Annotated in this window: 18 protein-coding genes; 9 read left to right on the forward strand and 9 right to left on the reverse strand. The window is 60.0% G+C overall.

Translation table 11 applies throughout. From position 1 onward, the window contains the following. Positions 1-23: 23 nt before the first annotated feature. Positions 24-638, reverse strand: coding sequence for a TetR/AcrR family transcriptional regulator (locus ABD903_RS07350; protein WP_345222701.1), 615 nt, complete (start codon positions 636-638; stop codon positions 24-26). Positions 639-897: 259 nt separating this feature from the next. Between ABD903_RS07350 and ispF the strand changes: the two genes are divergently transcribed. The 5 genes from ispF (at position 898) to ABD903_RS07375 (ending at position 8,387) form a co-directional block, all read left to right on the forward strand. Beyond that, on the forward strand, positions 898-1,377 hold the full coding sequence (ispF, locus tag ABD903_RS07355) for a 2-C-methyl-D-erythritol 2,4-cyclodiphosphate synthase (RefSeq protein ID WP_345222703.1): 480 nt from the start codon (positions 898-900) through the stop codon (positions 1,375-1,377). A 131-nt stretch (positions 1,378-1,508) separates the two neighbouring features. Then, positions 1,509-3,206 carry a M28 family peptidase gene (locus ABD903_RS07360; protein WP_345222704.1) on the forward strand — a complete coding sequence of 566 codons (1,698 nt, stop codon included), beginning with the start codon at positions 1,509-1,511 and terminating at the stop codon, positions 3,204-3,206. A 185-nt stretch (positions 3,207-3,391) separates the two neighbouring features. Further along, positions 3,392-5,068: a M28 family peptidase gene (locus ABD903_RS07365; protein WP_345222706.1), complete on the forward strand. Its 1,677-nt coding sequence runs from the start codon at positions 3,392-3,394 to the stop codon at positions 5,066-5,068. A 116-nt stretch (positions 5,069-5,184) separates the two neighbouring features. Then, on the forward strand, positions 5,185-6,885 hold the full coding sequence (locus ABD903_RS07370) for a M28 family peptidase (RefSeq protein WP_345222708.1): 1,701 nt from the start codon (positions 5,185-5,187) through the stop codon (positions 6,883-6,885). A 113-nt stretch (positions 6,886-6,998) separates the two neighbouring features. Further along, positions 6,999-8,387 (forward strand): LutB/LldF family L-lactate oxidation iron-sulfur protein, encoded by a 1,389-nt coding sequence (locus ABD903_RS07375; RefSeq protein WP_345222709.1) that lies wholly within the window; start codon positions 6,999-7,001, stop codon positions 8,385-8,387. Positions 8,388-8,614: 227 nt separating this feature from the next. Here ABD903_RS07375 and ABD903_RS07380 read toward each other — a convergent pair whose 3' ends face one another. Both ABD903_RS07380 and sdaAA read right to left on the reverse strand, forming a co-directional pair. Continuing rightward, entirely contained in the window at positions 8,615-8,788 is a 174-nt protein-coding gene (locus ABD903_RS07380) for a hypothetical protein (protein WP_345222711.1), read from the reverse strand. 398 nt (positions 8,789-9,186) lie between these two features. Then, positions 9,187-10,095 (reverse strand): L-serine ammonia-lyase, iron-sulfur-dependent, subunit alpha, encoded by a 909-nt coding sequence (sdaAA, locus tag ABD903_RS07385; protein ID WP_345222713.1) that lies wholly within the window; start codon positions 10,093-10,095, stop codon positions 9,187-9,189. 178 nt (positions 10,096-10,273) lie between these two features. On the opposite strand from sdaAA, the gene ABD903_RS07390 reads away from it, so the two are divergent. Continuing rightward, on the forward strand, positions 10,274-10,711 hold the full coding sequence (locus ABD903_RS07390) for a GNAT family N-acetyltransferase (RefSeq protein WP_345222715.1): 438 nt from the start codon (positions 10,274-10,276) through the stop codon (positions 10,709-10,711). A gap of 6 nt (positions 10,712-10,717) precedes the next feature. Here ABD903_RS07390 and msrB read toward each other — a convergent pair whose 3' ends face one another. Together msrB and ABD903_RS07400 are read right to left on the reverse strand one after the other, a co-directional pair. Next, positions 10,718-11,182 (reverse strand): peptide-methionine (R)-S-oxide reductase MsrB, encoded by a 465-nt coding sequence (msrB, locus tag ABD903_RS07395; RefSeq protein ID WP_345222717.1) that lies wholly within the window; start codon positions 11,180-11,182, stop codon positions 10,718-10,720. Positions 11,183-11,242: 60 nt separating this feature from the next. Continuing rightward, positions 11,243-12,082, reverse strand: coding sequence for a M949_RS01915 family surface polysaccharide biosynthesis protein (locus tag ABD903_RS07400; protein WP_345222719.1), 840 nt, complete (start codon positions 12,080-12,082; stop codon positions 11,243-11,245). A 457-nt stretch (positions 12,083-12,539) separates the two neighbouring features. On the opposite strand from ABD903_RS07400, the gene ABD903_RS07405 reads away from it, so the two are divergent. Together ABD903_RS07405 and ABD903_RS07410 are read left to right on the forward strand one after the other, a co-directional pair. Next, on the forward strand, positions 12,540-14,147 hold the full coding sequence (locus ABD903_RS07405) for an SBBP repeat-containing protein (protein ID WP_345222720.1): 1,608 nt from the start codon (positions 12,540-12,542) through the stop codon (positions 14,145-14,147). Positions 14,148-14,238: 91 nt separating this feature from the next. After that, a complete protein-coding gene (locus ABD903_RS07410; protein ID WP_345222722.1) occupies positions 14,239-15,765 on the forward strand; it encodes an NAD(P)H-hydrate dehydratase in 1,527 nt (508 codons plus the stop codon). A gap of 2 nt (positions 15,766-15,767) precedes the next feature. On the opposite strand, the gene ABD903_RS07415 is transcribed toward ABD903_RS07410, so the two are convergent. The 4 genes from ABD903_RS07415 to pafA form a co-directional block, all read right to left on the reverse strand. Then, on the reverse strand, positions 15,768-16,685 hold the full coding sequence (locus ABD903_RS07415; protein ID WP_345222724.1) for a UbiA family prenyltransferase: 918 nt from the start codon (positions 16,683-16,685) through the stop codon (positions 15,768-15,770). A 191-nt stretch (positions 16,686-16,876) separates the two neighbouring features. Next, on the reverse strand, positions 16,877-17,560 hold the full coding sequence (locus ABD903_RS07420; RefSeq protein ID WP_345222726.1) for a DUF6766 family protein: 684 nt from the start codon (positions 17,558-17,560) through the stop codon (positions 16,877-16,879). 130 nt (positions 17,561-17,690) lie between these two features. Further along, complete coding sequence (locus tag ABD903_RS07425; protein WP_345222728.1) at positions 17,691-18,260, reverse strand: inorganic diphosphatase; 570 nt, start codon at positions 18,258-18,260, stop codon at positions 17,691-17,693. 112 nt (positions 18,261-18,372) lie between these two features. Next, a complete protein-coding gene (pafA, locus tag ABD903_RS07430; RefSeq protein ID WP_345222730.1) occupies positions 18,373-20,103 on the reverse strand; it encodes an alkaline phosphatase PafA in 1,731 nt (576 codons plus the stop codon). Between the two features lie 272 nt (positions 20,104-20,375). Here pafA and ABD903_RS07435 point away from each other — a divergent pair, with 272 nt between their 5' ends. Then, positions 20,376-21,092 carry an HAD family hydrolase gene (locus ABD903_RS07435; protein WP_345222732.1) on the forward strand — a complete coding sequence of 239 codons (717 nt, stop codon included), beginning with the start codon at positions 20,376-20,378 and terminating at the stop codon, positions 21,090-21,092. The last annotated feature ends 16 nt before the right edge of the window (positions 21,093-21,108 follow it).

A 21,108-nucleotide genomic window follows, 5' to 3' on the forward strand; every position in this document is an offset into this window, starting at 1 on the left:
GATGGGAGGGTGAGGGCGGGTGATTAATCTATTTCCGTCACCTGACGGTATTCGTTGATGAGCTTGTGGCCTTTGAGCGTTGACATGCCCATGAGGAAGTGTTCCACCATTACCGAGTTCACGCGCTGTATGCTGAACTGCCGGGTGGGAAACACGGCGCTGTTGAACATCAGCTCTATTTCGGCCAGGTGCAGGCGGGCCAGCACGTCCACGTCCAAATCGGGACGGTAAAGGCCTTCTTCCATGCCGCGCCGGATGTTGTCGACGGTTTTCTGCAGGATGAAGGTGTTTTTGTGTTGCTCGAACACGGCCCAGGCTTGCGGGTAGTATTTCTGGAGGTCGTGAAAAATGCTGGGGTGAATGCGGGACAGCATTTCCTTGTGCCACTGAATCAGGTTGAACATGGCCTCCAGCGCGTTATTACCGGTGGCAAACACCTCGTGGCAGTTGCATTCTTCCTGCGCCACGTGCTGCTGCATTACGGCCAGCACAATCTGGTCCTTGTTCTCAAACCACTTGTAAAGGGTCTTTTTCGACATGCCCAGTTGCGCGGCAATGTCATCCATCGAAACGCTGCGGATGCCGTTGCGCATGAACAGCTCGACGGCCGCTACCAAGATCCGGTCCTTGATTTCCATACTCACGCCACAAAGGTACGGCGGAAACTTTTAATGAATCCAAAGTTTCCATGTTATTTTTTAGATACATAATCATGTGGCTGGTTGGTTCAATGCTCACGCAGACGCATAAACCACCCGGATACTTTACCATTCCGGGCAAATATTTTCGGGCCGCTATGCAAGCTGGGCCATTTCCAAGCCGCAGCTCTGCACCTCAACCAAAGGAGCCGCTTCCGAACAGTACCTTTGGCCCACTTACTTATCTACTCCCGGTTCCATGCGCATTCGTACCGGCTTCGGCTACGATGTTCACCAGCTGAAAGAGGGCCTGCCCTTCTGGCTTGGCGGCATCCAGATTCCCCACACCCACGGCGCCCTCGGCCACTCCGATGCCGACGTGCTCATTCACGTGATTTGCGACGCGCTGCTGGGCGCGGCCAACCTGCGCGACATCGGTTTCCACTTCCCCGACACCGACCCGCAGTACAAAGGCATCGACTCCAAGCGCCTGCTGCACGAAGTAGTGCGGCTGCTGCAGGAGCGCGGCTACCAGATTGGCAACATTGATTCCACCGTGTGCCTGCAGCTGCCCAAGGTGAACCCGCACATTCCAGAAATGCGCCGCGTGCTGGCCGAGGTTATGCGGGTGGACGAAGACGACATCAGCATTAAAGCCACCACTACCGAAAAGCTAGGCTTTGTGGGCCGCAAAGAGGGCGTGGCCGCTTACGCCACGGTGCTCATCACCAAGGCGTAAGTAAGCCTTACAAAGCGCAAACTCACTTTCTGAGTTATCTTGGTGCAACTCCGGCTTCCGGGCTGCGTCCCGTTGCTGACCACATTTGTTCACTCACCTCCGTTCCCGTCGCCCGTTGCGGCGGCCTCTCTATGTCGAATAAACTGTTTCCGGTACTGCTGCTTGCCGCGAGTCTTATGGCCACGTCGGTTAGCGCGCAGGACACTCCCTCCAAGAAAAAGGTAAAGGTTAAGCGCAAAGCCAAAACCGAAGCTGCCACCACTCCCGCCGCCACCGAGGCCCCCGCTACCGGCCGCCAAGCCCCCGTGGTATCCGATTGGAACGCGGAGTACGGCGCTACCATTAACATGAACGACCTGCGTCAGCACCTCTCGGTACTGGCGTCCGACAAGTTCGAAGGCCGCGAAACCGGCGAGCCGGGCCAGAAACTAGCCGCCGAATACATTTCGCAGCAGTTCAAGGCCATGGGCCTTGCGGGACCAGTTAAAGAAGGCAGCAACCCCTACCTGCAGCAGTTCGGCATGGAGCGCAGCAGCTGGACGGGTACCGGCACGCTGAAAGTAGGCGGTCAGAGCTACAAGTGGATGCAGGATTTCTACGGCTACGGCAGCACACCTTTCCAAACAGAAACCACGCTGCAGCCGGTGTTTGCCGGTTACGGCATTGAGCAGGAAGGCTACTCCGACTACGCCGGCCTGGGCGACGTGAAAGGCAAAGACCTGATTATACTACTGGGCGAGCCGCAAAAAGACGGCAAACCCTTGCTCGGCAAAGAAGGTGCCCCCAGCAAATGGGGCATGGACTACCGCGCTAAGGCCGCCATGGCCACCGAGAAAGGCGCCCGCAGCGTGTTTTTCGTGAATACCGGAGGCAAGGAAGTATACGCCAAAACGGCCGAGCGCCTGGCGCCATACCTGAGCAAGCCCAGCATTTCGTTTGCCGACAAGAAAAACACCCGCGCCGCCACGTTTTTTGTGTCGCCGGCTTTGGGCGCTAAGCTGCTCGGCAGCACCGATGCCGGCCTGACCGCCTACGCCGCCGCTACCAGCAAAGCAGGCAAACCGGCCGCTACCAAGTTCAAGCCCGCCAAGCTGACGCTGAACGCGCCCAAGAAAATTGAGCCGTTTACTACCGAAAACGTACTGGGCTTCCTCGAAGGCTCCGACAAGAAGGACGAAATCATTGTGGTGTCGGCCCACTACGACCACATCGGCATTATCGACGGGCAGGTGCACAACGGGGCTGATGACGACGGCTCGGGTACTGTATCGGTAATGGAAATGGCGCAGGCCTTCCTTCAGGCCAAAGCCGAAGGCCGCGGCCCGCGCCGCAGCATTCTGTTCCTGGCCGTAACGGGCGAAGAGAAAGGTCTGCTGGGCTCGGAGTACTACACCGACCACCCCGTGTTTCCGCTGGAGCAAACCGTTGTCGATCTGAACATTGACATGGTAGGCCGTACCGACAAGGAGCACGAGGGGAAAGCTGACTACGTGTACGTTATCGGTTCCGATAAACTATCGTCGGAGCTGCACAGCATTGTGGAAGCGGCCAACAAGCAGTACACCCAGATCGACCTGGACTACCGCTTTAACGACCCGCAGGACCCGAACCGTTTCTACTACCGCTCCGACCATTACAACTTCGCCAAGCACAAAATCCCGGTGGCCTTCTTCTTCAACGGCGTGCACGATGACTATCACGGCGCCGGCGACGAAATCGAGAAAATCGAGTTTCCGAAGATGGAGAAGCGCGCCCGCCTTGTGTTTCACGCGGCCTGGGAGCTAGCCAACCGCGAAAACCGCATTGTGGTGGATTCAAACAAGCCCTAATGCTTTGTTAAAATGAGCAATCGGCTGATTGTTGCAAGGGCCCCAAGCTCCGCGACAATCAGCCGATTGTGTTTTTAAGCCGCCCGATTTGGCAAGCAGAACTGCCGCCCGTGCCGTACTTTTGGAGCTTGGATTGCGCGAAACTTTAGCCGTAGCTCTCCAGGCTTGCTTCTCACTCCTCCCCGATGCACAAATCCTTACTCTATGCGCTGGCCCTCAGCGGCGCAACCCTGGCTTCGGTAGCTCCGGCTGCGGCCCAGAAAACCAAGGTCAAGGTTAAAACCAAAACGGCGCAGCCCGCTGCTCCGGCTCAACCTGCCACCGATTGGTCGGTTACCTATGCCGGCTCCATCACCCAGGAAGACCTCCGCCAGCACCTTTCGGTAATAGCCTCCGACGCCTTTGAAGGTCGCGAAACTGGCACCAAAGGCCAGAAAATGGCGGCCGATTACCTGGCCAAGCAGTTTCAGGAGTTGGGCCTCACCGGCCCAGTAGCCAACTCCGACAACCCCTACGTGCAGCACTTCACGCTGGAGCGCAGCCTGTGGGACACCGAGAAAATGAAGCTGCAAATCGGAAAGCAGTCGTACACCTGGCTGACGGACTTCTACTCCAGCAGCGACTCGCCGTTTGGCCAGGAAACCACGTTGCAGCCCGTGTTCGTGGGCTACGGCATTGAGCAAGGCGACTACAACGACTACGCCGGCCTCGATGTGAAGGGCAAGGACTTAGTAGCCTTACTGGGTGAACCAACTGCCGACGGCAAAGCCCTGCTGGGCGAAGGTGGCAAGCCTGGCAAGTGGAGCCTGGACTCGCGCGCTAAAACCGCGCTAGCCACTGAAAAAGGCGCCCGCAGCATTATTTTCGTTAACCCGAACGCGGCCAAGTTCACCGAAAACCTCACGCGCTTTAAGCCATACCTGCAGCAGGCCCGCGTGAGCATGCCGGGCAAAAACCTGTCGTTGGGCAAAGACAAAGCCGAGCCCGCACGGGTGTCGGCCTTCTTCGTTTCTACGCCCCTGGGCTACGAGTTGCTCAACACCTCAGAAGCGGCCGTAGCCAAGTACCAGGCCGCCGTGGCGGCGGCCGGCAAGCCGGTTAAGGCTTCGTTCCGGCCCGGCAAAGTGCTCATTCGGGCCCCGCGCAAAACCGAGACGTTTGCCACCGAAAACGTGATGGGGTACATCGAAGGCAGTGACAAGAAAGACGAGGTGCTGGTGGTGTCGGCGCACTACGACCACATCGGCGTCATCGACGGCAAAATCCACAACGGGGCCGACGACGACGGCTCGGGCACGGCGGCCGTGCTGGAGCTGGCCCAGGCCTTCGCCCAGGCCAAGGCCGAAGGACACGCTCCCCGACGCAGCGTGCTGTTCCTGACGGTAACGGGTGAGGAAAAGGGCCTGTTCGGCTCGGAATACTACACCGATAACCCCATTTTCCCGCTCGCTCAAACCGTTGCCGACCTGAACCTAGACATGGTGGGCCGCATCGACGAAAACCACAAGCCCGGCGACCAATACGTGAGCCTGGTGGGTTCCGACAAGTTGTCCTCGGAGCTGCACGCCATTAACGAGGCCGCCAACAAGCAGTACACCCAGCTCGACTTCGATTACCGCTACAACGACCCCAACGACCCCGAGCGCGTGTACTACCGCTCCGACCACTACAACTTTGCCAAGCACAAAATCCCGGTGATTTTCTACACCACCGGCGACCATGCCGACTACCACAAGGACACCGACGACATCGAGAAAATCGAGTTTCCGCTGCTGGAGAAACGGGCGAAACTAGTATTCCACACCGCTTGGGAGCTGGTCAACCGCGACAACCGTATCGTGGTCGATTCCAATAAGCCATAAGCGACTCGTTTTTCACTGAAGCCGACTGGCTGCACGTTGCCCGATATGTTTTGGGCGGGTGCAGCCAGTTTGTTTTGTCGCTTTCTTTGTTGTTGCGTTTCCTATCAGCAGTACCTATGCTCCGTTTTTCGCTCGTTGCCGCGCTGTTCGTCGGTGCTATTGCCGCCGGCACCAGCATTCCGCTCGTGGCCCAGAGTAAGGTTAAAATCAAGACCAAAACCACCGCCGCCAGTCCGGTGCTGGCGGCTTCCGACGCCTTCTCCCCCACCGCCTACGCCGCCACCATTACCGCCACCGACCTGCGCCAGCACTTAACGGTGCTGGCTTCGGATGCAATGGAAGGCCGGGCCACCGGCGAAAAAGGCCAAAAGCTGGCCGCCGAATACCTAAGCAAGCAGTTAGCTGCCTTGGGGCTTCAAGGTCCCGTTACCGGCTCCGACAATCCTTATTTGCAGCGGTTCGAGCTGGTGCGCACTACCCCCAACCTCAACGGGTTGATACGCGCAGGCGGGCGTTCCTTTCAGCCCATGCGCGACTTTGTGGCCGTGGGCACCGCCGTGTTTTCGCCCGATTCGCTGCTGAAACCGGTGTTTGTGGGCTTCGGCATTGAAACCAAAACCTACAACGATTACGCGGGCAAACCCGATGTGCGCGGTCGAGACGTGATTGTGCTGGAAGGCGAACCATCGAACGGCCTGGGTCGCTACCTGCTTAGCGGCAGCCGCCAAGCCAGTATCTGGACTTCCCCCTTCCGCAAGGCCGCGCTAGCCCGCGACAAAGGTGCCCGCAGCATAACCGTGGTATCGTACGCCACCGCGGCCGATTTTCAGCGCCTGGCAGCTGACTTTGCGGCTCCTTTGGCCGAACCCGTGAGTGAGTTGGCCGCGCCGGTTTTGCCGGTTCCTCCTTCGCCCGAGAGCCAACTGGCTGCTGCTCCGCCGGCTTACATCACCACCATTATTACCTCCGGGCCGCTTGGAAGCTTACTGATGGGCGCGAACATAGCGACCATGCGGCGTTACGAAACGGAAAGCTACCGGCTGGGCAAGCCGGCTCCGGCTACGTTTAAACTGGCGCCTTTCGCAGTTGACATTCCGCAGCAACGGCAAGTGCTAGCTTCGGAGAATGTATTGGGCTATATCGAGGGCAGCGACAAAAAGGAGGAGGTGCTGGTGGTGTCGGCCCACTACGACCACATCGGCATCATCGACGGCAAAATCCACAACGGGGCCGACGACGACGGCTCGGGCACGGCGGCCGTGCTGGAGCTGGCCGCGGCCTTCGCCCAGGCCAAAGCCGAAGGCCGCGGCCCCCGCCGCAGCGTGTTGTTTTTGCTGAATTCCGGCGAAGAACTCGGGCTGCTGGGCTCGGAATACTACACCGGCCGGCCGGTGCAGCCGCTGGCCCAAACCGTTGCCAACCTGAACATCGACATGATCGGCCGCAACGACGCCAGCCAGAACGTTCGCGAATCCTACCTCTACATCATCGGCTCCGATAAGCTGTCCTCTGAGTTGCACGCGGTAAACGAAGCAGCCAACGCGCGCTACACTAAACTCAAACTCGACTACCGGTATAACGTTCCGAACGACCCCGAGGAACTGTACTACCGCTCCGACCACTACAACTTCGCCCGCCAGGGTGTGCCGGTCATCTTTTACACCAGCGGCCTGCACCAGGATTACCACAAGGCCACCGACGACGTGGAAAAGATTGAGTTCGACAAGCTGGCCGAACGCGCCCGCTTGGTTTTCCACACGGCCTGGGAGTTGGCGAACCGCGAGCAACGCCCGGCAGTTGACTCCAACAAGCCTTAATTTTTCCCTATAGCAGCAGTGCGTTTCGTACGGAAGTTCGAGGAGAAAGAACTCTCGTCGGGTTTCCGCACTTTACTTTGCATAAATACGCTCACCGTTGACTTCGTGCTGCCATGCCTACCGTTGCCAAAGCCACCCAGTTTCTCGCCGATTCCGACTCGAAAGCCTTCGACTTAGAGCACCGGCGCAAAATCCGCTTCAACATTGGCAAGTACAACGCTGCCGTGGAGCAGGGCATGACGTGGTACCGCGACCATGAGCTGGCCCGCGCCCGCGCCGCTTACCGCAAGTCGCAGATCATCAACAACCTCGACCAGTACCTGCTGCAGTGGGAGGAGAACTTCACCAAGCGCGGCGGCAAGGTTATTTGGGCACAAAACGCGGAGGAAGCCCTGCGCGAAATTGGCCGCATTGTGCAGCGCCGGCGGGCCCGTACCGTGGTGAAGGCCAAGAGCATGACTACCGAGGAAATTCACCTGAACCGCTACCTGGAGAAAAACGGGGTGGAGTCGGTGGAGACGGATCTGGGCGAATACATCGTGCAGCTGAACGGCGAGCGGCCTTACCACATTGTGACGCCGGCCATGCACCTGAGCAAGAAGGACATTGCCGATATCTTCGTCAAGCACCTGAAAATCAAGCCCACCGACGACGCCCAGGAATTGGTGTACACGGCCCGCAAGCTGTTGCGCGGCAAGTACACTTCGGCTGAAATTGGCATTACGGGCGGCAACTTCCTGGTGGCCGATGTGGGAGGCGTGGCCGTAACCGAAAACGAAGGCAATGCCCGCCTTTCGGCCACCTTTCCGCGCACGCACATTGCCGTGGTGGGCATCGAAAAGCTTATTCCCAGCTTGCAGGACCTGGACTTGTTCTGGCCCCTGCTGAGCACCAGCGGCACCGGCCAGCAGCTTACCGTGTACAACACGGTGTACTTGGGCCCGCGTCAGCCGCTGGAAAAAGACGGCCCCGAGGAAATGTACGTGGTGCTGCTCGACAACGGCCGCACCAACCTGCTGGCCCAACCCGACAAGCGCGAAGCCCTGCAGTGCATTCGGTGCGGCGCCTGCCTGAACGTGTGCCCGGTGTACAAGAACATTGGCGGCCACACCTACGAAACCACCTATTCCGGTCCCATCGGCTCGGTTATCACCCCGCACCTCGACGGCATGGCCGACAACAAGCACCTGAGCTACGCCTCCAGCTTGTGCGGCGCCTGTACCTCGGTGTGCCCGGTCAAGATTCCCATTCACAATATTCTGCTGCTCAACCGCCAGCAAGCCGTAAACGAGCACCTGAACGACAAAGAGGAGGAGCGCGGCATTAAGCTCTGGCTCTACGGCATGCAGCACCGCTGGACCTGGGGCCTGGCCCCGCTGGCGGCCAAAAAGTGGGTACTCGACCGCCTGCTGGGCCAGGTAGGCTGGAGCAAGCGCCGTGAGGCCGTGCAGCTGGCGCCTAAGTCGTTCCGGCAGTTGTGGAAGGAGCGCCCGAAAAAGTAGGAAACGCGAAACGGCCGGCATGTACCCGGCCGTAATCAGTTTGCGCAAGCCGGTTGTAGCAATTTCCAGGCCTGTTCTGTGTACGTGGACCCCACCCCCGTCCCCTCCCCCGTAGGGAGGGGTGCGTTCTGGCAAACAACGAAGTCGTCTGGCACCCCTCCCTACGGGATGTCGCGCATCAAGCGAGGTGGGACGGGGGTGGGGTTCCGAGAACCTATTTAAGTATCTTATTGCTGCATGAGCATGGACGTAACGGCCGCTGCCACCGGCCCTTTTACCTCCGGCGAAAGCGAAGGCGACAACCACACCCGGCCCCGGGCCATTAGCTCCACGGCGGCTACCACCGTCCCGTTCGGGCGCACGAACTCGTAACCTACGGGCACGCCGAAGGGCAACGTCATGGGGCGGCCGTCGCGGCGGAGCAGTTGCGCAATGCCAGCTAGCCGGTAACGGCCTGGCCATGGTTGCCGACCGGCAGGCTGCGTGGGAGCAGTATTGCGAACTACGCGGCCGCTACGAAGAAGCCTTGGTGTTTATGGCTAAGCTCACGGTAGCGCCGGAGGTAAAATCTATTTAAACCCACATTTTATGCTCTGCAAAAGCATCAACGGAGTTCATTATGCCTATCCAGCCTTTGCTCAATCCTGACTTCTTGCTTACCTCATTAGGTTCGTCAAGAAGCTGAGGGGAAATTAAATTTTACCTAGCCACGCAAAACAAAAGCCCCGTCGGAACACCGGCGGGGCTTTTGTTTTGCGTGAATTTGAAGAATGCTGTTGTCTTTTCTAGCTAGGCAGGCTTACAGCTCCGAGGCTTCGTCAGGCAGAATCTGGATATCCTGAATAAGCACTTTCTGCTCGATTTGCCGGGCGCGAGAAGTGTTGGCTAAGCCTCCGAGGGCGGTTTCCTTGTAGCGCGTTTCCATGCTCTCCCCCACTTCGCCCAGCGCCTGCACGCACTGATCAACCGGAATAACTGGGTCGACGCCGGCAATGGCAATTTGGGCCGAAGAGAAGGCAATGGCGGCGGCCGAAGCGTTGCGCACCACGCAGGGTACTTCTACCAAACCGGCCACCGGGTCGCAAATAAGGCCCAGCATGCACTGAATGGTAATGGCCACGGCCGCTAGCGACTGGTCGACGGAGCCGCCCAGGCAGTACACGATGGCCCCGGCGCCCATGGCGGCGGCGCTGCCGGTTTCGGCCTGGCAGCCGCCCACGGCACCAGCCAGGGAGGCATTTTGCTCGATGATGAGGGCAATACCGGCGGCCACCAGCAGACCTTCCAGAATGCTGCGGTCTTCCAGCCGGTGTAGGTCCTGCAGCGTTACCAGCACGCCGGGCAAAATACCCGAAGCGCCAGCCGTGGGCGCGGCTACCACACGGCCCATGCAGGAGTTAACTTCTTTGGCACCGAGGGCGCGAGTAATGAGCTGCTTGAACTCCGGCGACAACACGGTAACGGGCGAGGCGGCCACCTTTTTGGCGCCGTTATCAATCATGCCCGAGCGGGAGGTCATGTTTTCCGTGAGGCCGGTGTGCACGGCGTCGCGCATTACGTCGTAGGCGCGTTGCAGTCCGTCCCAAATGTCGGCTTCGGAGCGGCCTTTCTGCTCCATTTCGTAGTCCAGCACGGGCTGCCAGAGCGGTTCGCCGGTGCGGGCGCAGTGCTGTTGCCAGGAGGCAAAATCGGTGAAGAGAAGTGACATGGGGAAAGCGGATTGGGAGCGGGAAAAAGCGACCGAGCAGGCCGATAGGATTACAAACGTACACCGCGCCCGCCGAGTGCCAATAACGGCGTCCTCATTTCAACTGGCTGGCTCGTACCTGCTGCTTCCCATCATACGGGGCTTGTGTACTTTGCGAGGCATTTGACTCCTTTCGGCCATGCCTTCTGCCTTCACCATCAGCACCGACCCAGCCCGGCTTAACATAGCCGTGATTCACGATTACCTGAGCTACCACTCTTACTGGGCGCCCGGCATCAGCCGCGAGCTGGTGGAGCGTTCCATCCGTAACTCGTTGTGCTTCGGAGTGTATGATGCCAATGGCCAGCAGGTAGGCTTTGCCCGCGTGGTATCTGACCGCGCCACGTTCGCCTACCTCTGCGACGTGTTCGTGCTGGAAGCTTACCGCGGGCAGGGCCTCAGCAAGCTGCTCATGCAGCACATCATGGCGCACCCCGAGCTGCAGGGTTTGCGCCGCTGGATGCTGGGCACCCGCGACGCGCACACCTTGTACGAACAGTTCGGCTTTACGGCGCTGGCCAGTCCGGCGCGCTTCATGGAAAACGCCAGGCTCGATCCGTACCGGCAGCCGCAGTAACGCGGCTTAGGCGTTGGCCGCGTCCTTCTCACTCACCAGCTTCACCGAGGCCGAGTTGATGCACAGGCGCAGGCCGCTGGGAGCCGGACCGTCGGGAAATACGTGGCCCTGGTGGGCGTCGCACACGTTGCAGAGCACCTCCACGCGGGTCATGCCGTAGCTGGTGTCTTTCTTGTACTTGATGGCGTTTTCATTAACCGGCTGCGTGAAGCTCGGCCAGCCGGTGCCGCTCTCGAACTTGGTGCGCGAGTCGTAGAGCGGGGTGCCGCAGCATACGCAGGCGTAAAGGCCGGCCTCGTGGGCCTCGCAGTACTCACCCGTGAAGGCGCGCTCGGTGCCGTGCTCCCGGGTTACGCGGTACTGCTCGGGCGTGAGCTGGGCGCGCCATTCGGCGTCGGTTTTCTCCACGCGGCGGTCGGGAGCGGGGTTGCCGTTATTGGCAATGCGGATAACATCGGCCCAGGTTTGCATGGCATGAAGGGTAAAAACCCGTGGTTAGTGAGGTAGCAACGGTTTTCGGGCGCGGCTTGTTTAATAAACCCCGTCGTTTTCCGCATCAGCAAGCTGCCAGTACTGATCCTGTGCCGCCCACCGCTGCCACTGCCGGCGAGCGAAACGCAGAAACGCGGGCGGAGCTGCGCGGAACTCCTTTTCATTTTCGTAGCGGCCCATAACGGCGAAGCCCAACAAATCGTTGGCCAGGGCTTTGCGGTCAAGCGTATCAATGCAACAGGCATTGGCTGGCATGCGTTGGGCCAGCGGCACCGAGTCGGGCGTCACGACCATGTAGCCTCGTAAGGCATACTTGGTTGGGCCTTCGTGCATCACCAGCTTCAGGTTCGAGGGGCTCACGTCGCTGCGGCAGGTGAGTTTGTAAACGAGGGTGGTTTCGGTAGTGCCGTCGGCGTCGAGGTCGGTAATACGGGTGGAGCGCGGCAACGTACCCAGCCACATATCGAACGGGCATTTGCGCACGGCGTCCTGCAGGCGCCACAACTCCCGCCACGCCCCGCCCGGCGGCCGCACGTATTGCCGGGCAAAGAGCTCCACGAACTGCTCGCCCTCCATTTCGGGCCGCTTTTCCGCGGCCGGGCCGGTTCGGTACACCACCAGCGCGTTTTCACCCGCCTCGTCGGTCCAGCGCCGGGCTTCCAGTAATTTTCCTTTTACCGCAATTCCTGCCGGCGCCTGCCTTGTGGTATCTACCGCGCCGTGCCAACCGCCGCTTGCCTGTGCTTCGGCCTGGGTTGTACGCGGGGGTGCCACTGCCGTTGGCGCGTCGCGGGCCTTTTCGGCCGGCTGCTGGTTCGACTCGCACGCGGCAGCGCCCAGGAGTAACACGCCCAATGTCAAGAGAAAAAGAGGATGCATAAGTAATGACCATGTGGAAGAACGGAGGCCTAATCAACGCAAAAAGGAACTTGCGCTAGCACGCTTCCTGGCAGCCGCGCCGGCCTCTGCACCCACTGCGCTTATTCCGAGGTGTTTATACTCTTGCTAAACATTAGCGTCAGCGAATTGACATTGGTCCGATAAAACCAGATGTTTAATAAAAGGCGCCGGCCTAAGCCCCTCTTAATTCGTTGTCCAGCAGACCGACGCGCTATCCATTCACTTGTTTGGCTCGGTCATGTCTGGTCTTTACTTGTTTCCCTGGTCGCACTTGCGCGGCCCTTCGCTTCGCCGCGGCGGCTGGTTTTTGGTGGTTTCACTTGTTGGCCTGTTACAAGCTACTACGCTCCTGGCGCAGCGTGTAGCCTGGACCGACCACTCCGTTGGGGTAAGACTGGCATCTGAGTTTATATCTCCTCCTAACAAAAGCGTCCATATGAAAGTGGACGCTGCAGGCAACGCCTACATAACCTACACCTATTTAGGCAGCGGCCGGGTTGATTACATCACTTGCAAGGTGTCGGCGGCCGGCACCCTGCAGTGGACGGCCGAATACGACGGCACCGGCAACGGAGACGACAGCCCCGCTGCTTTAGTGGTTGATGCCAACGGGAACGTCTATGTAACAGGCACATCGAAGAGTCCCTTCGGGGTAGACGAATTTGCAACCGTGAAGTATAACGCCGCTGGGGTGCAACAATGGGTTCAACGCTACGGCGCAAACGGCTATACCTGCCGAGCTGAAGCAATGACCATAGACGCGTTCGGCAACCTGTACATCGTTGGCATGACACCGTCGAGAAACGACCCTTTCACCGATACCTTCAACGACTTTATGACCCTTAAATACAGTGCTAGCGGGGTGCTGCAATGGGCACGACGCGGGGGCAGTACGACCAAAGGCGATGACCCGGTAGGTATTGGGGTGGATGCAAAGGGCAATGTGTATGTGGCCGGCACCAGCGTGGAACAAACAACCGCAACTGTTGGCACGTGGCGGGTAGAAACGGTTTACTTAATCGAGAAATACCTACCGAATGGCTTCCATCAATGGTCTGCACGCCACATATACCCCCGCGGCGGCCGCCACCACAATACCCGGGCCATGGCAGTAGATGCTGCAGGCAATACGTATGTAACCGGCACACTGAGGCTAGATGGCGGAACAACTCCTGTCTATTACACCGTCAAGTACAACTCGAGCGGCTCGCGTCAATGGTACGATTACTACCGTGCCGAAGACGATTATTATTCGCACCCCAACGCCATTGCCGTAAGCTCGGTGGGCAACGTGTATGTGACCGGCCGTTTGTCTCTGCGTGATTTAGGCAGCTACTACGGCACCCTAAAATACAGCCCTACGGGCATGCTGCTGTGGGGCAGCTACCACGGATACGGCAATCGAAACGAGGGCTTAGCTGTTGCGGTAGATGCCAGCGACAACGCTTACGTGACTGGCCTAACAACAGGTAGCTACAACTCACTCACCGACTGTACTACCTTGAAATACAACTCCGACGGCACCAAGCTCTGGGCGAAAACCTTTAATGGCTACGGCAATGGTGATGACCGCGGCGAAAACGTTGTGGCCGACGGCTCGGGCAACGTATACATATCGGGCACCACCAACGACGGCGCGCATTATTACGATGCCGTAATCATCAAGTACGCACCAATTACATCCGGTCTTAAAACAAACCTATACCCCACTCTTGCCCAAACGGGCATACGCTCAACGCCTCCCAGCCAAGGCAATTCTCCCAGTAGCTTATCCAGCACTACCTCTGAGCTGATGGCCTTTCCTGTGCCTTTCACGAACGGCACCACCATCCACTTCGGGCTGGCAACAGACGCAGCACGCGCACGTCTGCAGGTGTTCGATGGGTTGGGCCGCGTAGTAGCCACGTTGCACGATGGCCCACTGGTTGCCGGACAACGGTACACCGCCCAGCTACACGGCGCAGCGCTGGCCGGTGGCCTTTACGTATGCCGGCTGACCACGCCCACCACTACGCAGCAGATTCGCCTAACCCGAAGCCGTTAACACGGTGCTGGAATTTTCAGCGGGGCTACTTACCCATTATCAAGCTGATAGCGTACTGGCGGTAAGTAATTCGTCGTCGTTTACCGCCCTTATGAAACTCCTCACCGCCGCCCAAATCCGCGAAGCCGACGCGGCCACCATTGCCGCCGAAGGCATTCCGTCCGAAGCCTTGATGGAGCGGGCCGCAACAGCGTTTACCAACTGGCTAACGGAGCGACTCGGCCTCAAACACCCACCGCAGATTCTGGTGCTCTGCGGCCCCGGCAATAATGGCGGCGACGGGCTGGTGGCAGCGCGCCTGCTGCACCAGCGCGACTACTCCGTGCAGGTATGGCTGCTACCTGCCGCACAATACAGCCCCGACTGGACAACCAACCGCCAACGCCTGCCCCCGGCCGTGCCCGTACTGGCCCTAGACATGCACCAGCTTCCGCCCATCGAACCCGGTACCGTCGTGGTAGATGCGCTGTTTGGCACCGGCCTGAACCGGCCCCTCACGGGACTTGCGGCGGCCGTGGTGCAGCACCTAAACGATTCTCAGGCGCGGGTGGTGAGCATCGATGTGCCCTCGGGCCTGCTTTCAGATGCGCCCCAGCCAGCCGGCAGCGCGGTGGTGCGGGCCCGGCATACGGTGACGTTCGAGCTGCCCAAGCTGGCCTTCCTGCTGCCGCAATTTGCCGCGTTCGTGGGCGAGTGGCACCCGGTTTCCATCGACCTCAACCCCGCTTTCCTGGCGCAGGTGGCCGCCGACATGGCACTGGTGGATGCCGATTTTGTAGCCGGTCGCCTGCCCAAACGCAGCCGGTTTGCGCACAAAGGCACTTTCGGGCACGCCCTGCTGCTGGTGGGCAGCCGCGGCAAAGTGGGCGCAGGGGTACTGGCGGCCCGGGCGTGCCTGCACGGCGGCGTGGGCCTGCTGACCCTGGCCGTGCCCGCCGCCGGCTACGGCGTGGTGCAAACGGCCGTACCCGAAGCCATGTGCCTGCCCGACGACTGCAAAACCCACCTCACGCAACTGCCCGACCTCGCCGCGTACGCCGCCGTGGGCATGGGCCCCGGCATTGGGCAGCACGACGACACGCGGGCCGTATTGGAGGAATTACTGTGTACTGCCCCCACCCGTAATCAGCCGCTGGTGCTCGATGCCGACGCGCTGAACCTGCTGGGGGCCAACCGCAGCCTGCTCGACCTGCTCCCACCCGACTCGGTGCTCACGCCGCACCCCAAGGAGTTTGAGCGCCTGACCGAGCCGGCCCGAGACGATTACCACCGCCTGGATCTGCTGCGCGACTTTGCCCGTCGCTACCAATGCTACGTGGTGCTGAAAGGCGCCTACTCCTGCCTGGCCGCGCCCGACGGGCACCTGTACTTCAACACAACCGGCAACCCCGGCCTGGCCACCGGTGGCACCGGCGACGTACTCACCGGCCTGCTCACGGCCCTGCGCGCCGACCGCCGCCTACCCGTCCTCGATGCCGTTTTGCTGGGCGTATACGCCCACGGCCGCGCTGCCGACCTGGCTGTTGTGCACACCGGTGAGGCCGGCCTCACGGCGGGGGCGCTGCCGGCTTACATCGGGCTGGCTCTGCAGGAGCTTACCGCCACCGAGCTATTCTGAACTTACGCCAGCGTGGCCGCCACCAGCGCCGCGGCCTGTAGCAGCAGCAAGCCGTCGGCAAGCAGGGCGAAATAGTAGTCGGAGCGGGTTTCGTCGGCAAACCAGGTAACCAGGGCCGAAAGCAGCGTGGGCACCGCCAGCACCAGTTGCCCAATTACCGACAAGCCCGGCAACAGCAGCGCCGCCGAGGCCAGCACGCAAGCCAGCGCCAACCAACGCCCCCGCTGAAAACCCAGCAGCACCGGCAAAGTGGGCGTTCCGCTCTGCCGGTCTTTGGAATAATCCCGCAGGTCGAACACCAGGGCCACGGCCAGAATAAAGCAGAACCGACGCGCCAGCAGCATCCCACCGGCCGGACTCAGCAGCGAAACCTGCGTGCAGATGGCCGGCAGCCACACCGTAACGGCCGCCCACACGTAGCCGATGAGCAGGGTTTTGAGCACGGGCACGTCGCGCAGGCCGCGGCGGCGCCCACCGTGGCGCCCCGGCAGCACCGGCCAGGAATACGCCAACGACAACAAAGCCAGGTGCCCCAGAAACCACGTAAGCTGCCCCGCAAACGAGTTGCGTAGCCACATAGCAACGTACAGCGCTACGAGTACTACCGCCGACGCACTCACCACGCCTGTCAGCAGGACGCGGTGCTGCACAATCCAGCGGCGGCGGGCCGGGACGCCGGGCGGCAACTGCTGGCGGTAACGCCGGGTGCCGTTCAGGTTGTAGACCAGCAGCGTAGCGGCGAATACCAGCGCTGGCACCGTCCATGGCAGGCGCTGCCGCCAGTAATAGGCCGAAGCCGCCGTAAGCGCCGCCGCCGAAGCCGCTACCAGCCCGTTACCGTAGAGCAGCGCATCGGCCAGCGCCCAGCCGAAACGGCGCAGGTGAGCAGAAAACGACGTCGGTGCGGAAGAGTGCGGCATGGACCAGAAACCAGCCCAGCGCCGGTAGCGGCCGCAAAATACGGCTCCCGGCCCGCTCACCCGTCGGTTTTAAGCAGTCGTTCAAAAGTAAACGGGTTGTTCGTTTTTCGTTGTTAGTTGTTAGTTGTTAGACAGAATCTTGCAGACCTGGCAACTAACAACCGGACAACTGACAACGAACACCGGGCAACTTATTTCCCGGTTTCGCTGTGGGGTGCATCCACGGGCTTGGATTCCGGCGAGCCGTGCTGCCGCAGCCAGATGCTCAGTACCACAATGGATACGATGCTCAGGAATTCGCTCTGCCAGTTCTGCAATGACTCGAACCAGAACCGCGCCGTGCCCATGTAGCCCCACACGTCTACGGTAGGCTCGCCGTGGGCCTGCTGCTCAATGTTGTAAACCTCGGTGCCACCCACGGCGTGCAGGAAAAACGCTCCCAGAAACAGCAGCAGAAAGGCTATACTGAGAGAGTTCTTGTACAGAAACAACACCACCCCACCCTGCTTCACGGGCCAGGGCGCGTCGTCGTTGTAGGGGTTGGGCTCCCGGTCTACTTCTTCCTCTTCGTCCAGCTTCTTGGATTCGGCCGATCCTTTCTGGCGCAGTTTCACGGTGAGAATAACGTACAGCGCCATTTGCAGAAACTCACTTTCCCAGTTCTCAAAGGTGGCTTCTACCCAGTGGCCGGAGGTAACGTAGGCGGGCAGTTCCAGCTTGGCCCGGCCCAGTTGCTTCAGCTCGTCGTTGTAATCGTGCCAGCCGGTTAAGGTTTGGCCCGCCAGGCTTAGCAGAACGAGTAGCGTAACGGTAAGCGAGAGGCCGTTTTCGTACAGAAACCGGCGCCAGGGCGAGGCAGGCGTTTGGTGGGGCATGGATGTACCGCTAAAGAATGGCTTCGTGTACGCACCTTGTGGGTAGCTGAACATTTTCAGCCGGACTTTTGCCCATAAAAAAGCCCCGTGTAAGTACTTACACGGGGCTTTCCGTAAAACACGCAAGCTCTTACAGCATGGAAAGCTGGGCCTGCTGGTTTTTGTGGCGGTAGGTTTCGTCGTACAGGCTGATGCTGTTCTGCACGATGCGGTAGGCGTCTTCGCGGCCCATGAACTTCTCCACGATAACCTCTTTGTTTTCGAGCTTTTTGTAATCCTCGAAAAAGCGGCGCATTTCCAGCAGCGTGTGTGGGGGCAGCTCCGAAATGTCGTTGTAGTGGTTCATCGACACGTCGTTAGCGGCCACGGCAATGATCTTGTCGTCTTCCTCGTTGTTGTCGATCATCTGCATCACGCCGATAACCTTCGCCTCGATCAGGCACATGGGAACCACGTCCACGGAGCACAGCACCAGCACATCCAGTGGGTCTTTGTCGTCGCAGTAGGTCTGTGGAATGAAGCCGTAGGCGGCAGGATAATGCACGGCCGAGAATAGCACGCGGTCGAGTTTCAGCAGGCCGCTGTCCTTGTCGAGTTCGTATTTGCCCTTCGAGCCTTTCGGAATTTCGATAATGGCGGTAACTACTTCCGGTGCGTTGGAGCCGTAGTTGACGTCGTGCCAGGGGTTAAAATGAGCCATGTCAGGTAGCTGTTAGCTGTCAGCTGTTGGCTGTTAGCTTAGGGATGGAAGGAAAATTGAGCGGGTGGTTCTGCCGGTGTGGCCATCAGCCAACAGCTGGCGGCCAACGGCTTTATTTCTTCTTGATGAGCACTTCCTGCAGCGGCGTTCCGGTGCAGCCGTCGGGCTCCTGAATACGCAGGAAGCTGGCCAGCGTGGGGGCAATGTCGGTGATGCGCGCCGGGAAGTGCGATTCGCCCCGCGGCACCCGCCAGCCCCAAAACACCAGCGGCACGTGGGTATCGTAGGCCCCGGCCGAGCCGTGGGTGGTACCCTTGTTCACCGGGAAGGCATACGATTCCAGCCAGCCCGGCTCCAGCACCACCATCACGTCGCCGCTGCGCTTGGGAAAGTAGCCGTTTTCGAGGTACATGAGCATACCGCTTTCCCAGTGCGACTTCTGCAAGTCGACGGCGGTAATGGCGCGGGTAACGCCCGCAAACGTGGGCATGATGGTGGCCACTTCTTCCTGCAGGTCCTGCAGTTTCAGCTGCTTCTGGGCAATAAGCGGACGGTTCAGGTACACCTGCTGATTTTCGTAGCTCAGCACCCAGGGGCCGGGGCCGTGCTTGCGCACCAGCTTGCGCTCCAGCGAGTCGCGCATAATGCGCGGGCCCACCGAGCCGGCCGGTATGCGCATGCTGCGCATAAACTCGGGTGAATTGGCCGCGCCGTGGTCGGCCGACAAAAACACCAGCGCGTTGCCTTTGCCCACGGTTTTGTCGAGGTAAGTCAGCAAGCGGGCAATGTCCTGGTCGAGGCGCAGGTAGGTATCTTCGGTTTCGATGGCATTTACCCCAAACTGGTGCCCCACGTAGTCGGTGGAAGAAAAGCTGAGGGCCAGGAAATCGGTTTGGCCGCGCTGGCCCAGCTGCTCGGCCCGAATGGCTTCGAGAGCGAAATCCAGCGTGAGCGTATTGCCGAAAGGCGTGGAGCGAATCACGTCCAGATTAGCCGCTTTGGCCGTGGCTGTGGTTTCGCCACCGGCCGGCGCCGAGGCCGGCGTTTGGGCAGGCGTCAGGCCGCTGAGGCGGGGTAAATCGTGTGGGAACACCGGCTTGTCTTCGCCCCGGAACGCTCCTTCCCAAGGCACGTCGTCGGCGGTGCTTTCGGTGTACTGACTAATGGGCAGCAGCGTTTCCCAGGGCTTGCTCAGGTACTGCTCGGGCAGCTTGCGGCCGTTGAACTGGTTAACCCATTCGGGCAGCTGCGGCGCGTAAAACGTGCTGGTGATAAACGCTCCGTTGGTGTTATCGAACCAGTAGGCCGCGGTGGCAGCGTGGCCAGCTGGCAGAATGGAGCCGCGGTCCTTGATGCACACCCCAATCACCTTGCTTTGGAAGTTGGTGGCCAGCCGCAGCTCGTCGGTAACGGTGGAGGTAAGCATGTTGCGCGGCGACTGTTGTCCGGCCGCAGCCGAGCCGCCCACCGCCTGCACGGATTTGTCTTCGGTGCAGTACATGCCTTTGCTCGTCTCGCGCACGTACCAGTTGTTGCCCACAATGCCGTGTACCGAGGGGGTAGCGCCGGTGTAAATGCTGGCGTGACCGGGCCCGGTATAGGTGGGCACGTAGTTGTAGTGCGTGTTTTCGTAGCTGAAACCTTCGCCCAGCAGCCGCTTGAAGCCGCCACTACCGTACTTGTTCCAGTAGCGGTAGAGGTAGTCGTAGCGCATTTGGTCCACCACCACACCCACCACCAGCTTAGGCCGGGGTACCGCGCTGGTTTTGCCCTGTCCCACGGCGGCCTGCCCGCTCAACAGAGCGGTTGCCGTTAGCGCACCAATCCAAAAGTTCTTTAGCATAGAAAAACGCAGGCCGGCATTCCGCGCACGGCGCCGGCCAAGTTTGCGGCCGCAAAGTTAACCACGTATCAATGAAGAATGATCAACGGATAATTATCAATGCTCGGGGGACAATGGAGTGCCGCCACTCAATGCTCCGTCGCCGTATGCAGCCTGCTTGGGTGCATCTCGTTAAGAAGCATTGCGCGGCATCCCTTTGCCCTACCGGCTGATCATTCTGGGTTGCCCATTCCTGACGGCTCATCTCTCCCTCTTCGTATGCCCATAATTATATGCCCGATTACGCCCTGATTTTCGACATGGACGGTGTGCTCATCAACAACACCCGCTACCAGGCCCGCGCCTTTCAGCTGCTGTTTCGCGAGCTGGGCCTGACCACCAATGCCCTCACGCTGCTTAAACGCCTGAACGGCATGCCGGCTACCAACATCCTCAAAACGGTATTCCGCCACCCCGTGCCGGAGAAGGAGCTCAAGCAGTACGCCGACCGTCGCGAGTTCCTATACCGCGTGCTGTACTGGGAAAAGCGCCAGGAAACCGCCGGCCTCACGGCGTTTTTGCAAGCCGCCCGCGCCGCTGGCTTCAAAATCGGACTAGGCACCGGCTCCCCGCCTGAAACCATCAGCTACATCATCGACCACCTGGACCTGCGCCGCTACTTCGATGTCGTCATCGGCAAAGAAGACGTGGACAAAGGCAAGCCTCACGCCGACACCTTCACCGTTACGGCCCGCAAGCTCGGCGTGCCGCCGGAGCGCTGCGTGGTGTTCGAAGACGCCCTCCTGGGCGAGCAGGCCGCCTACAAAGCCAAGATGCGCTGCATTACTATTAGTAGCGCCTTGAAGGCAGAACAGTTTCAGGCCCCCATGCAGGTCATCCCGGACTTTCGCGGCCTCACCCCCGAGCGGGTGCTGGAGCTGCTGGCACAACACCCCGAAACGCCGAAACCCAGTAAGGAGCTTGCCGAGCGGCAGTACATGCACCTCTAGGCCCAAACAAAAAGGG

This window comes from Hymenobacter koreensis (genome assembly GCF_039541855.1).
In the GTDB taxonomy this organism is placed as follows: domain Bacteria; phylum Bacteroidota; class Bacteroidia; order Cytophagales; family Hymenobacteraceae; genus Solirubrum; species Solirubrum koreensis.